Origin of the sequence: Cellulosimicrobium sp. XJ-DQ-B-000, assembly GCF_031119065.1 — a bacterium.
GTDB classification, from domain to species: domain Bacteria; phylum Actinomycetota; class Actinomycetes; order Actinomycetales; family Cellulomonadaceae; genus Cellulosimicrobium; species Cellulosimicrobium funkei.
Genome location: NZ_JAVHYN010000004.1, coordinates 92,634 through 106,548, shown reverse-complemented (window position 1 = coordinate 106,548; position 13,915 = coordinate 92,634). Strand labels below are relative to the sequence as shown.

At 75.0% G+C, this 13,915-nt stretch carries 10 protein-coding genes; 8 read left to right on the top strand and 2 right to left on the bottom strand.

All coding sequences use genetic code 11. The annotated features are described in order from the left end of the window. Positions 1–90: 90 nt before the first annotated feature. From RDI86_RS08270 to RDI86_RS08245, 6 genes are all read left to right on the top strand, one after another. Positions 91–1,269, top strand: a complete 1,179-nt coding sequence (locus RDI86_RS08270; protein ID WP_308821240.1) for a histidine kinase — start codon at positions 91–93, stop codon at positions 1,267–1,269. Beyond that, positions 1,266–1,940, top strand: a complete 675-nt coding sequence (locus tag RDI86_RS08265) for a response regulator transcription factor (RefSeq protein WP_076404229.1) — start codon at positions 1,266–1,268, stop codon at positions 1,938–1,940. Before RDI86_RS08270 ends, RDI86_RS08265 begins: the two co-directional genes overlap by 4 nt. 120 nt (positions 1,941–2,060) lie before the next feature. After that, positions 2,061–3,215: a BadF/BadG/BcrA/BcrD ATPase family protein gene (locus RDI86_RS08260; protein ID WP_308821138.1), complete on the top strand. Its 1,155-nt coding sequence runs from the start codon at positions 2,061–2,063 to the stop codon at positions 3,213–3,215. Next, positions 3,212–4,099 (top strand): MurR/RpiR family transcriptional regulator, encoded by an 888-nt coding sequence (locus tag RDI86_RS08255; RefSeq protein ID WP_021482220.1) that lies wholly within the window; start codon positions 3,212–3,214, stop codon positions 4,097–4,099. The genes RDI86_RS08260 and RDI86_RS08255 overlap by 4 nt, the downstream gene beginning before the upstream one ends. Continuing rightward, a complete protein-coding gene (locus RDI86_RS08250; protein ID WP_308821137.1) occupies positions 4,096–7,029 on the top strand; it encodes an FAD-binding and (Fe-S)-binding domain-containing protein in 2,934 nt (977 codons plus the stop codon). Before RDI86_RS08255 ends, RDI86_RS08250 begins: the two co-directional genes overlap by 4 nt. 121 nt (positions 7,030–7,150) lie before the next feature. After that, positions 7,151–7,813: a M15 family metallopeptidase gene (locus RDI86_RS08245; protein ID WP_308821136.1), complete on the top strand. Its 663-nt coding sequence runs from the start codon at positions 7,151–7,153 to the stop codon at positions 7,811–7,813. 131 nt (positions 7,814–7,944) lie between these two features. Here the strand turns inward: RDI86_RS08245 and RDI86_RS08240 are convergent, their stop codons facing one another. Beyond that, on the bottom strand, positions 7,945–8,223 hold the full coding sequence (locus RDI86_RS08240; RefSeq protein WP_061269405.1) for a type II toxin-antitoxin system RelE/ParE family toxin: 279 nt from the start codon (positions 8,221–8,223) through the stop codon (positions 7,945–7,947). After that, positions 8,220–8,495, bottom strand: a complete 276-nt coding sequence (locus RDI86_RS08235; RefSeq protein ID WP_061269406.1) for a type II toxin-antitoxin system Phd/YefM family antitoxin — start codon at positions 8,493–8,495, stop codon at positions 8,220–8,222. The genes RDI86_RS08240 and RDI86_RS08235 overlap by 4 nt, the downstream gene beginning before the upstream one ends. Before the next feature lie 617 nt (positions 8,496–9,112). Between RDI86_RS08235 and RDI86_RS08230 the strand changes: the two genes are divergently transcribed. Further along, positions 9,113–12,790, top strand: coding sequence for a PQQ-dependent sugar dehydrogenase (locus RDI86_RS08230; protein ID WP_308821135.1), 3,678 nt, complete (start codon positions 9,113–9,115; stop codon positions 12,788–12,790). A gap of 94 nt (positions 12,791–12,884) precedes the next feature. Next, positions 12,885–13,904 (top strand): sugar phosphate isomerase/epimerase, encoded by a 1,020-nt coding sequence (locus tag RDI86_RS08225; RefSeq protein ID WP_034651214.1) that lies wholly within the window; start codon positions 12,885–12,887, stop codon positions 13,902–13,904. The last annotated feature ends 11 nt before the right edge of the window (positions 13,905–13,915 follow it).

Genomic DNA, 13,915 nt, shown 5'->3' with positions numbered 1-13,915 from the left:
CGGCTCGGGCCGCGGTATCGGTCATCGGTCTGATTTCCCGTCCTCAGCCGGGGCGCCGGGCTCGTCGGTGCCTACAGTGCTCCGGTGAGCATGTTCGCGCAGCGCCCGGCGTGGCGTCGGGTCCTCCGCGAGACGGGCCTCCTGGCCGCGGTCGCCCTGTCGGGTGCCCTGCTGTTCCTCGGCAACTTCGCCCTCAGCGTCGACACGCCGGGAGCGCAGGACGACCCCGTGCGGTTCGCCGCGCTCCTGTTCCTCGACCTCGCGTTCGGGGTCGCCGCGTGGGTCGTCGTGCTCTGGCGCCGCAGCGCGCCCTTCCTCGTCGCCCTGCTGCTCGCCGTGCTCGCCGTCGTCTCGACCGCGGCGGTGCCGGCGGCCCTCTTCGCGTTCGGGTCGCTCGCCACCCGGCGCCGGGTGCGCGAGCTGGCGCCGGTCGCGGCGGTCTGGCTCGTCGGCGTCCTGACGGTGGCCGCCCTGGGGATCGACCTGGTCGGCGTCGCGCTGCCGTGGTGGGAGGTGGTGGTCGCGGTGGGCGCGACCGCGGTCGTCCTCGCCGTCGCGCTCGCCGCGGGCATCGCCGTCGGCGCGCGGCGGGACCTCGTCGCCACCCTGCACGAGCGGGTCCGGCTGACCGCGGAGGAGCAGCGCCTCGGCGAGGAGCGAGCTCGCCACCAGGAGCGCACGCAGATCGCCCGGGAGATGCACGACGCCCTCGCACACCGCCTCTCGGTGACCGCGATGCACGCGAGCGTCCTGCGGCACCGGACGGACCTCGACGCCGCGGACCGGGACGAGGCCGTCGCCGCCCTGCACGACAGCAGCCGTCAGGCGCTCGCCGACCTGCGCGAGCTCCTCACCTACGCGCGGGGCCCGAGCCGGTCGGACGACGACCGGCCCCAGCCGACCCTGGACCGGCTCGACGAGCTCGTGTCCGAGACGCCGCTCGCCCGGACGGACTGCGCCGTCGACCTCGAGCGCCTGCCCCCGACCGTCAGCCGGCACTCGTTCCGGATCGTCCAGGAGTGCCTGACCAACGCCCGGCGGCACGCCCCCGGGCAGCGCGTCGACGTCGCCATCAGCGGCGCTCCCGGCCGCGAGCTGGCGATCGTCGTGCGCAACGCACTCGCGGGGCCGCGGCAGGGCGCGCCCCGACCGGGCCTCGGCGTCATCGGGATGCAGGAACGGGCGCGGGCCGTGGGCGGGTCCGTCAGCGTCCGCCCGGGCGTCGACGAGCACGTGGTGTCGGTGACGATCCCCTGGCCGGCCGCGTGAGCCGCCCGTCATCCGACGTCGTCCGGGTGGTCACCGTCGACGACCAGCCGGAGGTCCGCTCGGCGCTGCGCCTGATGCTCGGCGGCGAGCCCGACATCGCCGTGGTGGGCGAGGCGGTCGACGGGGACCACGCGCGCGACGTCATCGAGGCCTGCCGGCCCGACGTCGTGCTCATGGACCTGCGCATGCCGCGCTGCGACGGGCTGGTCGCGACGGCGCGCGAGACCGCGCTCCGGCCGGAGACGGCGATCATCGTCCTGACGACCTTCGACACGGACCACCACGTCGTCCGTGCCCTGCGTGCCGGGGCGTGCGGGTTCCTCCTCAAGGACGCGCCGCCCGACGAGCTCGCCCACGCCGTCCGCGCGGCGGCCCAGGGACGGCCCGTCCTCGCGCCCGCGGTGCTGCGGCGGGTGATGACCCTCGCGGCCGAGAACACCCGGCCGCCGGACGCCGCCGCGGTCGACGCCCTCGCGACGCTCTCCCCGCGCGAGCGCGAGATCGCGCGCGCCCTCGCCCGGGGGATGTCGAACGCGGAGATCTGCGCGGCGCTGTTCATCTCGCTCGCCACCGTGAAGACGCACGTCAGCCGGGTGATCGCCAAGCTCGGCGTGGAGTCGCGCACCCAGGTCGCCGCCCTCGTGCTGCGGAACGACCCGGAGCACGGATGACCGCGGCGGGGGTTCCCGCGGCGGACCGGGCGGCGTACGGTGAGCGCACGCGGTCCGGGCATCCTGGCAAGAATCTCCCTTTTGCCTCTCTGCTGTGAAAGTTTGTGCCACACTGGCCCCGTGAGCAGCAGCACGCCCGGGGGGCCGTGGGTCGTCGGGCTCGACGTCGGGGGGTCGGGGAGCCGCCTCCTCGCCCGTCGCCTGCCCGCCGCGGCAGGGTCCGGTGCGGGTACGGACGACGTCGCGCTGTCCGGCCGACCGGTCGCGATCGGGCCGACGGGGAGCGACGCCGCGGACGTCGTGCGTGACCTCCTCGACGCCCTCCGTGCCGCGGTCCCCGCTCTCGCCGCGGACGGCGTCGCCGCGGCCGCGGTCGGTGCGACCGGCCTCGCGTCCCTCGTGCGCGACCCCGCCGAGCTGCACGCCGCGCTGCGCACGGGCCTGCCTCCCGCCGCGGGCCCCGCGGTCGACGGCGACCCGTCCGTCCGGCCCGGCCCGCGCACCGCCGTCGCTGCCGACGCGCTCACCGCGCACCTCGGCGCGCTGGGCGGCCGTCCCGGCGCCGTCGTGGCGGTCGGGACCGGGGCGATCGCGCTCGGCACCGACCTGCGGACCGTGTGGCACCGCGTCGACGGGTGGGGCCACCTGCTCGGCGACCTGGGCTCCGGGTCGTGGATCGGCGCGCAGGGGCTGCGGGCCGCGGTCGCCGCGCACGACGGCCGCGACTCCGGCGGCTCGCCGGCGCTGCTCGCCGCCGCCGTCGCGCGGTTCGGCCCGGTGCCGTCGTGGCCCGGGCAGCTCTACACGCGCCCCGACCGCGCCCAGGTGCTCGCGTCGTTCACGCCCGACGTCGCGGCCGCGGCCCGTGCGGACGACACCGTCGCGCGGCAGGTCCTCGCGGGCGCCGGGACCCACCTCGCGACGACGCTCGCCGCCGCGCTCGTCGACGACGTCCCGCCGCTCGCCGCCGCGACCGGCGGGGTGCTGGGGATCGGCCCGCTGCTGACGGACGCGTTCCGGGCGCGGCTCGCCGTGCTGCGGCCGGACGTCGCGCTCGTCGACCCTGCGGGCACGCCGCTCGACGGCGCGCTGCACCTCGCCGCGCGCCTCGCGACCGAGCCGGGCTCCGTCGTCGAGCACGCGCCCTGGCTCACGCTCGGCGACCACGCCGCGCCACCGACCGCCGTGCCACCGACCGCCGCGCCACCGACCGCCCTGCCGCCGGGCGCGCCCGGCACCGCCCCGCACCCGACCACCGCCGAGGAGACCCCATGACCGCCGACGGCCTCGTCCGCATCCGCCAGGCCCTGCCGAGCCTGCGGCCCGCCGAGGCGCGCATCGCCGAGGCCGTGCTCGCTGACCCGGCGGCCGTCGTGGGCAAGACGATCACGGAGCTCGCCGCGCTCGTCGGGACGTCGCAGGCGACGGTCGTGCGGTTCTGCCGCGCGGTCGGGTATGCCGGGTACCCGGAGTTCCGCATCGACCTCGCGCAGGCGACGAGCCGTCGCGCCGTCGAGCAGGAGCGCGCGAACGTCGCGCACGGCGAGATCGACCCCGACGACACGCTGCACGACGTCGTCACGAAGATCGCGTTCCACGAGGCGCGCACCATCGAGGAGACGGCGCGCATGCTCGACCTCGACGCGCTGGAGCAGGTCACCGCCGCGGTCGCGCAGGCGACGCGGATCGACCTGTTCGGCGTCGGGTCGAGCGGGCTCACGGCGCAGGACCTCGCGCAGAAGCTCCAGCGCATCGGGCTGCTGTGCTTCGCGTCGCCGGACCCGCACGTCCAGCTCCAGTCCGCGGCGCTCCTGGCCGAGGGCGCCGTCGCCGTCGGCGTCTCGCACAGCGGGCTCACGGTCGAGACGAACGACGCCCTGCGCATCGCGCGCGACCGTGGCGCGACGACCGTCGCCGTGACGAACTTCCCCGAGTCGCCGCTCGTCGAGCACGCGGACCTCGTGCTGACGACGACGGCGCGCGAGACGCAGTTCCGGTCCGGCGCCCTGTCGAGCCGCATCGCGCAGCTCGCGCTCGTCGACTTCCTGTTCGTGCGCGTCGCGCAGCGCCTGTACGACCGCACGACCGCGAACCTGCGCGCGACGTACGAGGCCGTGCAGCCCCACCGCCTCGGCTACGACCGCCGGACGCGCCCGTGACCGCCGTCGAGACGCCCGGCCTCGAGCTGCGCACGGACCTCCTCACGCGGGTCGCGCAGGCGCACGACGCGTCGCACTACCTCCTGCGGCCCGAGGTCGTCGTGCGCGCGCACGACCGCGACGGCGTCGTCGCCGCGATGCGCGAGGCGACCCGTCGGGGGCTGCCGGTGACGTTCCGCTCCGGCGGCACGAGCCTGTCCGGCCAGGCGTCGGGCGCGGGCGTGCTCGTCGACACGCGCACGCGCTTCACCCGGGTCGAGGTGCTCGACGGCGGCGAGCGCGTGCGCTGCGAGCCCGGCGCGACGCTGCGGCTCGTCAACGCGCACCTGCTGCGCCACGGGCGCCGGCTCGGCCCGGACCCGGCGAGCGAGATCGCGTGCACGATCGGCGGGGTCGTGGCGAACAACTCGTCGGGCATGTCGTCGGGGACGGCGCGGACCGCGTACCGGACGGTCGAGGCGATGACGGTCGTGCTCGCGAGCGGGACGGTCGTCGACACGGGCGCGCCCGACGCCGACGCGCGCCTGCGCGCCGCCGAGCCCGCGATCCACCGCGGTCTCGCGGAGCTGCGCGACCGCGTGCGGGGCAGCGCCGCGATGCGCGCGGAGATCGAGCGCCAGTTCGCGATGAAGAACACGATGGGCTACTCCGTCAACGCGTTCCTCGACCACGACGAGCCCGTGAAGATCCTCGAGCACCTGCTCGTCGGGAGCGAGGGCACGCTCGGCTGGGTCGCCGACGTGACGTTCCGGACGGTGCCGCTCCTCGCGCACGCCGCGACGACCCTCCTCGTGCTCGACTCGCTGGAGCACGCCACGGACGCGCTCGTGCCGCTCGTCGCGTCGGGCGCGGAGGCGATCGAGCTGCTCGACGCGGCGTCGCTCCGCGTGGCCGCGGCGGACCCGGCCGCCGACCCTTCGATGCGCTCGCTCGCCTCCGGGGCGGGGATCCGCCGGCAGACCGCGCTCCTCGTGGAGTACCGGGCCGCTACCCCCGAGGGTCTCGCCCCCTTCCAGGAGGCGGCGCGCGACGTCGTCGGCTCGCTCGCCGGCTCCCTGGCCGTCCCCGCCACGGTGACGACCGACGCCGCGACGCGCGAGCGCCTGTGGCGCGTGCGCAAAGGCCTCTACACCGCCGTCGCGGGCGCGCGGCCCGCGGGCAGCACCGCGCTGCTCGAGGACGTGGCCGTCCCCGTCGCCGACCTCACCGCGACGGTGCGCGACCTCGGCGCGCTCTTCGAGCGCCGGGGCTACGGCGACGCGGTGACGTTCGGGCACGCCAAGGACGGCAACCTGCACTTCATGATCACGCCGCGCCTCGGCGACCGCGCCGAGCTCGACCGGTACGCGGCGTTCAGCGACGACCTCGTCGACCTCGTGCTCGGCCACGGCGGCACGCTCAAGGCCGAGCACGGCACCGGCCGCATCATGGCGCCGTTCGTGCGGCGCCAGTACGGCGACGAGCTCTACGCCGTCATGCGCGAGGTCAAGCGGCTGCTCGACCCGCACGGCCTGCTCAACCCGGGCGTCGTGCTCACCGACGACGACCACGAGCACCTGCGGAACCTCAAGGTCGAGTCGTCGGCGGGCGGGGACGACGCGGCGCTCGTCGACCGCTGCGTCGAGTGCGGGTACTGCGAGCCGGGCTGCCCGTCGCGCACCGTGACGACCACGCCGCGCCAGCGCATCGCGCTGCTCAAGGAGATGGCCGCCGCGCCGCCCGCCGAGCGGCGCGAGCTCGAGCGGCAGTACGCCTACCAGGGCGTCGCGACGTGCGCCGCGGACTCGCTGTGCGTCGAGGCGTGCCCCGTGGGCATCGACACGGGCGTCGTCATGAAGGGCCACCGCGCGCGGTCGCAGCCGCGGCTCGTGCAGCGCGGGGGAGCGGCCGCCGCCGAGCACTGGGGGACCGTGGTCACGGGCCTGCGCGCCGCGCTCGGCGTCGTCGAAGCGCTCCCGACGCCGCTGGTGCGCGTCGCGTCCGACGTCGCCCGCGGGGTCGTCGGGACGGACGTCGTGCCGCGCGTCGACGCCGACCTGCCCGGCCCGGGGCCGCGCCGCGGGACCACGGCCGTCGTGCCCGACGGCGGCGCCACCCCCGCGCGCGCGGTGCTGTTCGCGTCGTGCATGGGTGAGCTCTTCGCGCCCGCCGGGGCCGGCCTGCCCGCGGGCGCGTGCGGCGGGGACGGCGCGAGCCGCCCGGTCGGGGCCGAGGCGGCGTTCCGGGCGCTGTGCGAGCGGGCGGGCGTCGGGCTCGTGGTTCCCGACGGGATCGGCGGGCTGTGCTGCGGCACCCCGTGGTCGTCCAAGGGCCTGCCCGACGGCGCGGCCGCCATGGCCCGCAAGGTCGTGGACGCGCTGTGGGTCGCCACGCGCGAGGGCGAGCTGCCGGTCGTGTGCGACGCGTCGAGCTGCACCCACGGCCTCGCCGAGACGGCGCGCCACCTCACCGGGACGGACCCGCGCGACGAGCAGGCGCGCGACCGGTTCGCCCGCCTGCGGGTCGTCGACGCCGTGACTTTCGTGCGCACCGACGTGCTGCCCGGCCTCGCGGCGCGCGGGGTCGACGTCGCGCGGGCGGGGGACGTCGTCGTGCACCCGACGTGCGCGACCGTGCACCTGGGCGCCGTGGACGACCTGCGGGCCGTGGCGGAGGCCGTCGCCGAGCGCGCCACCGTGCCGACGGCCTGGGGCTGCTGCGGGTTCGCGGGCGACCGCGGGATGCTGCACCCCGAGCTCACCGCGGGCGCGACGCGCGCCGAGGCGGACGAGGTCGCGCACCGCGCCGGCAGGCTCCCGGAGGGGCGCTTCGACGCGTACGTGTCGAGCAACCGGACGTGCGAGATGGGCATGTCCCGCGCCACGGGCGAGGACTACGTCCACGTGCTCGAGCTCCTGGAGGCGGCCACGCGCCCCGGCGCGGCCGTCTGACCCCCGCGCGGTCGAGCCGGGAGCGGACGCGCGGTCGAGCCGGGAGCGGTCGCTCGGCGCGGTCGCTGCGACGCGGGGAGGCGGCAGACCGCTCGTCGCGGTGCATAGGGAGTGCCGACCGGTGGACGCCACCGCCGGCACCGCCCCCCAGGAGGACGACCGGATGGACGGCATCACCGCGATCGCGCAGCGGGTGGCTGCCATCGAGGCGACCCTCAGCCCCGCCCGCACCGTCGACGTCCGCACCGTCGGCACCCGCGCCGCGGACGCCGTCGCGAGCGGCTCCGGCGCGCGCTTCGACGAGCTCCTCAGCACGGTGCTGGCGGGCTCGACCGGCACCGGCAGCACCGCGGTGGCGGGCGCGACCGGTCCCGACCGGACGCGCACGGTCGACGGCGTCCCCGGCGACCTCGCGGCCTACGGCAACGGGAAGATCCCCCGGTCCGCCCTGCAGGAGGTCGGGACGACCGGCCATCGCCTCTGGGCGCCCGCGGGCCAGGCGCTCGAGGGCCTGCTCGCCGAGGCGGCGCGCGACGGCGTCCGCATCGGCATCACGGACTCCTACCGGTCCTACGACGCGCAGGTCGACGTCGCCGCGCGCAAGGGCCTGTACTCCCAGGGCGGGCTCGCCGCCGAGCCGGGGACCAGCCCGCACGGCTGGGGGATCGCGGTCGACCTCGACCTGGACGACCGGGCCCAGGCGTGGATGCGCACCAACGGCGGCCGCTTCGGCTTCGTCGAGGACACCCCGCGCGAACCGTGGCACTGGGTGTACCGGTCCTGACCGCGGGGCCCTCCTGCAGCAAGGAGTTCCGCGGCGCCTCGCCGAGCGGTTGACCACGGCGAACCCCGGCACGCTCGAACCGGGTCCCTGGTCACGGGGGTGCTCGCCTCGTGCTGGGTGGGCGGGGAGGGCTATCGGTAGGCGTCGGCGCGGTGCGCGATGCGGACGACGAGCAGCACCCCGGTGTCGTGGTCGAGCTCGAACAGCACGCGGTAGTCGCCGCGGCGCGCGGAGCGCAGGCCTTCGAGCTCGTACCGCAGCGGCTTGCTCATGCGTTCGGGGTTGGTCGGCAGGGTCGTGGTGACGAACTCGACGACCGCGGCCGCGATCTTGTGCGGCAGGCGCAGCAGCGACCGCTCGGCCGCGGGTGCGATCTCGACCCGCCACGCCGGTGTCTGGTCGTCGGTCACTGCGCCGGCAGCCCGAACCGTGCCCGCAGGTCCTCACCGGACGTCGTGGCGCCCTCGGCGGCGGCGCGACGGGCCTCGTCGATGTCGTCGCGCACGCCGGGCTGGGACAGCCAGAACAGCGTCTCGCGCAGCGACTCGAGGTCGTCCTCGGCCATCAGCACCGCGGCACCGCGCCCGTGCCGGGTGATCCGGATGATCTCGTGCTCACGGTCGGCCTCGTCCACCAGGGCCGACAACTTGTCTTTCGCCTCGCTCAGCGCTACGGATTTCATACGGCCATATTAGCCGAACTGCTAGCCTGTAGGTAGCCCAATTTCCAGCCAATAAGGCCATCGGCTCCCTCTCACGCTCGCGCCCTGCGCTCCCCCACAGGACGTCGGCAGGCCCGGCGCAGCGGCGGACAGGCAGTCGGCATCGACGTGCTCGACGACGGATCGTTGGCGGGATCTCTGCGCGCTCGAGGTCAGTTCGCGAACCCGACAGCGCAGTCAGGATTCGGCTGCGTTCCTGCCTGTGGTCCGTGCATCGGCGGACTTTCGACTTTTGATTGACACCCGACAGAAGCCTCGTAGGATGACGACCGAGTGGTAGGTGAATTTCACCCGACCGCTACGGCCCGACCGCCTCCGCGCGTGCCCCGGTGCACGTGGTGGCACTCTCCGTCCGCACGACGACGTGCGGGGGGATCGCGCTCGACGACGAGACGAGGAGGACCACCGGGCAGGGGGCGCGCAGCCCTCCCACCAGCACAGACAGACCGAGCCGCCCTGATTCCGTCGTTGGCGCGACGGGGGCGACCCGGTCCGGATGACCCCTCACAGGCGACTGAACCTCACAGGAGCGGCATCAGATGAAGGATATCGACCGGCGTACGCGCCGGAACCGGCGGGTGACCGCGGCTCTGGCCGCCGGCGCCCTCGCGCTCACGGGCCTGGGCGCGGCGACGGCACCCGCCGTCGCGCACGACGGCGTCGACCACGGCGCGGAACCGGGTGCCGAGGCGGCGCTCGACTGGTCCAACTACGAGCGCGTGCTGCTGACGAAGGACGTGGGCGAGCCCATCGACCTCGCGATCCTCCCGGACTCGCGCGTCCTGCACACGGCCCGCAACGGCGACGTGCGGCTCACCGACCCGGCGACGGGCGTCACGCGCGTGGTCACGACGCTCGACGTCTACGTGAACTCGGAGGACGGCCTCCAGGGCGTCGCGCTCGACCCGGAGTTCGAGGACAACGGGTGGGTCTACCTCGTCTACGCGCCGCGCGACGCGGACGGCGACGGCGTCGCGGACACCCCGACGGGGAACGCGCCCAACTCGCTCCCGGCGGGCGAGGACGAGAGCTACTGGGACCGCTGGGTGGGCGTGAACCGTCTCGCGCGGTTCCAGTGGACGGGCGACACGATCGACCTCGCGAGCGAGCAGGTGATCCTCGACGTCGAGGTGCAGCGCGGCCAGTGCTGCCACGTCGGGGCGGACATCGACTTCGACGGCGACGGCAACCTCTACCTCACGACGGGCGACAACACGCCCGCGAGCACCCCGGGCGCGAACGGCTTCGCGCCGAACAACGACGCCCCCGGCATGAACCCCGGCTTCGACTCGCGTCGTGGCGCGGGGAGCACGAACGACCTGCGCGGCAAGATCCTGCGGATCCACGTCGAGGACGACGGCTCGTACTCGATCCCCGAGGGCAACCTGTTCGCGCCGGGCACCGAGGGCACGCGCCCCGAGATCTTCGTCATGGGCGTGCGCAACCCGTTCCGGTTCGAGGTCGACCCGGAGACGAACTCGCTCTCCTGGGGCGACTACGGCCCCGACGCGACGAAGGCGGTCGCGGAGACCGCGGGCCGCGGGCCCATGGGCCTCGTGGAGTGGAACGTCGTCTCGCTCGACGACCCGCACAACGCCGGCTGGCCCTACGTCCAGGGCGACAACTTCGCCTACAACGACTGGGACTTCGCGACGGGCACGCCGGGGGAGTTCTTCGACCCCGAGAACCTCGTCAACGACTCCCGCTGGAACACTGGCCTGCGCGAGCTGCCGCCGGCCCGCGCCGCGACGCTCTGGTACGGCGACAACCCGGGCGACCAGCCGTGGGACGAGCTCGTGAACTTCGGCTCCGGCTCCGGCCAGGCGCCGATGGGTGGTCCCGTCTACCACTACGACGCCGACAACCCGTCGACCACGAAGCTCCCCGCGTACTGGGACCGCAAGGCGTTCTTCGGCGAGTTCTCGCAGGACTACCTCGCCGCGTTCACGGTCGACTGGGAGACCTTCGACGTCACGCACATCGAAGACTTCCTGCCGAACGCCGCGCTCGCCGCGGCGGGGCAGCCGCCGCACGACAACCCGATGGACCTCGAGTTCGGTCCCGACGGCTCGCTCTACGTGCTCGACTACGGCGACGGCTTCTTCCGCGCCAACCCCGACGCGGGCCTGTACCGGATCGACTACGCCGAGGGCAACAAGGCGCCCCAGGCGCGCTTCACGGCGACGCCCACGTCGTCGTCGCAGGCGCCGCTCGAGGTGACGTTCGACGCGTCGACGTCGTCCGACCCCGAGGGCGACGACCTCACCTACGCGTGGGACGTGGACGGGGACGGCACGTTCGACGCCGAGGGCGTCCGGGCGACGCACACGTACACGGAGATCGGCGCGTACACCGCGCGCCTGCGCGTCACCGACGCGTCGGGCAAGTTCTCCCTCACGTCGCGCGTCATCTCCGTCGGGAACCAGGCGCCCGAGGTCACGATCGAGTACCCGGCCGACGGCGCGTTCTTCGACTGGGGCCAGGCCGTCCCGTACAAGGTGACCACGACCGACGCCGAGGACGACCTCGGCGGCGGCGAGGCTCCGACGCCGCACCTCACGTCGGGCGACCAGATCGGCGAGTGGCTCGCGGACGCCATCGGGCACGACGTCCTCGTCGAGACGCTCGGGGTCGACGCCGAGACGCTGGGCGAGGCCTCCGGCTTCACCCTCGACGAGCTCGTCGCGATCTCCGGCGGCGCCGTCACCGCGCAGATGGTGGCGGACGTGCTCGAGGCGTACGCCGCCGCGTTCGAGGACCCGCAGGCGGGCTCGGGCACCGTGTGCTCGCGCGTCGCGTGGACGTACGGCCTCGGGCACGACGAGCACGCGCACCCCGAGTCCACGGGCACGGGCTGCACGGGCGCGTGGCGCACCGACCCCAACTCGCCCGAGCACGGCCCGGGCGCGCTCCTGTACGGGGCGGTCGTCGTCACGTACACCGACGCGGGCCACAACGGCCTCCCGCCGGCCGCGGGCGAGGCGACGCTGCGCCTCAACCCGAAGGAGCAGCAGGGCGAGCACGCGATCGGCCGCGAGGGCGTCGAGGTGTTCGCCGACGCGACCGCACGGGGCGGCAACGCCGTCCGCGGGCTCGGCGCGGGCGACTTCCTGCGGTACGACCCGGTGAGCTTCGCCGGGATCGACGGCGCCGTGGTCCGCGCGAGCGGCGGCGGCGAGCTCGAGCTCCGCTGGGGCGCGGCCGACGCCGAGCCGTTCGCGACCGCCGTCGTCCCCGCGGGCGAGGGCTGGCAGGACGTGGAGATCACGTTCGACGCCCCCGAGGGCTCGGGCACGCTGTTCGTGACGTCGTCCGACGAGCTCGCGGTGGACGCGATCACCATGGTGGGCGCGGGCGCGGCGGACGTCACCGCCCCGACCGTCGCGCACACGCTCGCGCCGGAGACGCCCACGGGCGTCGGCGGCGTGTTCAACGAGCCGGTGCGGTTCTCCGTGCAGGCCACCGACGACGGCGCGGTCGCGAGCGTGCAGTACTCGCGCGACGCGGGTGCGACGTGGACGAACCTCGCGGCGAACCAGCAGTACGGCGTGACGTTCTCGCAGGACGGCGCGTACGACCTGCTGTACCGCGCGACCGACACGGGCGGCAACGTCTCCGAGTCCGGCGCGGTGTCGTTCACGATCGACCTCGACGCCCCGGACGAGCCGACGGTCGCCTCGGCCACGACGGTCTCCGTCGGCGCCGCGCGCGTCTCCTACGGCGCGCCGGGCGAGGCCGTCGTCACGGTCACCGGCGAGGGCGGCACGCCCACGGGCGAGGTCGTGCTCACCACGGGCGAGACCGAGGTCGGGCGCGGGACGCTCGCGGACGGCACGGCGACGATCGCGATCGACCCGTCGCTCGCCGTCGGGACGCACACCCTCACCGCGACGTACGGCGCCGACGGCGTCTACACGGCGTCGGCGGGGACGGTGCGCCTCACGGTGGCCCAGGCCCGGTCGACCACGACGGGCAGCGTGGCGCCGAACCCGGTGAAGCCCGCCGTCGCGGCGAAGGCGACGCTCCACGTGGAGTCGTCGACCGGCGTCGTGCCCACGGGCGACGTGCAGGTGACGGTGCGCAAGAACAACGGCACCGTCGCGTCGCTCACCGGGACGCTCGACGAGGCGGGGGACGTCGTCGTGCCGCTCCCCAAGCTCGCGGCGACCGGCACCTACCAGGTGCAGGCCCGCTACCAGGGGTCCGCCGGGGTCGCGCCCAGCACGGTGAACCTCACCCTCACGGTCCGCAGCTGACCGTCCCACCGGTGGCCCGGGCGAACCGCCCGGGCCACCGGCCCCCAGGCGTCCCCGGGTGCGGTCCCGGGGCGGCTCACCTCGAAGGAGAGACATGAGTTCACACCACCACCCGACGGTCTCGGCCAAGCCGATGACCCGTCGCAACCTGCTCAAGGCGCTCGCGGCGTCGTCGGTCGCCGTGGGCGTGGGGGCCGCCCTCGGTCCGTCGGCGGCGAACGCGCTCGGCGGCGCCCTCCCGACGGCGGTCGCGCCGTCCGGCGGGCGCAACCGGCTCGTGCCGGTGAACCGCATCGGCATCCAGCTCTACACCGTGCGGGACAAGGTCAGCTCGCTCGGGTTCCGGGCCGTGTTCGAGGAGCTCGCCGACATCGGCTACTCCGAGATCGAGTTCGCGGGCTACACCCAGGGGAGCGTCGGCGCGATCACCGTGCCGGAGATCCGGCAGCTGCTCGACGACAACGGCCTGCGGGCCGTCGGTGCGCACGTCAACCTCACCCCGGCGAACATCGACGCCGAGATCGAGAAGGCGCTCGCGCTCGGCATGCCGCACCTCGGCCAGGGCGGCCCCATCGCGGGCGGCTACGGCGGCCCCATCCCCAAGGCGCAGTGGCTCCAGGCCTGCGAGACCTGGAACCAGATGGGCGAGAAGGCCCGCGCGGCGGGGCTCAAGCTCTACTCGCACAACCACGCCCAGGAGTGGGCGTTCACCAGCGACGACCCGAACCAGCGCGTCTACGACCTGCTGTGGGACAACCTCGACCCCGAGCTCGTGTTCTTCGAGATGGACGTCTACTGGGCCTACGTGGGCCGCCACCTGTACCCCGGGTTCGAGCCGATCGACTACGTCACGCGCGACCCGCGCCGCTTCCCGATCCTGCACCTCAAGGACGGCAAGACGAACGAGTCCAGCGGCAACGGCTACGACATCATCGAGTTCGGCGCCGGCGACATCCCCTACCAGGCGTTCCTCTCCCAGCTCCGCGACCGAGGGCAGCGGTTCGGGCTGTACGAGCAGGACAACGCGGCGACCGTGGCCGAGCCCGGCAACGCCCTCAACTCCCTGGGCAACGCCCGCCGCAGCTACGGCGAGATCTCCTCGCTCCGCGGCTGACGCGGACCGAC

Excerpts from the sequence above, each read along its gene's own strand:
- RDI86_RS08255 (WP_021482220.1), top strand. The coding sequence starts at position 3,212 with ATGACCGCCGACGGCCTCGTCCGCATCCGCCAGGCCCTGCCGAGCCTG.
- RDI86_RS08270 (WP_308821240.1), top strand. The coding sequence starts at position 91 with ATGTTCGCGCAGCGCCCGGCGTGGCGTCGGGTCCTCCGCGAGACGGGC.
- RDI86_RS08235 (WP_061269406.1), bottom strand. The coding sequence starts at position 8,495 with ATGAAATCCGTAGCGCTGAGCGAGGCGAAAGACAAGTTGTCGGCCCTG.
- RDI86_RS08225 (WP_034651214.1), top strand. The coding sequence starts at position 12,885 with ATGAGTTCACACCACCACCCGACGGTCTCGGCCAAGCCGATGACCCGT.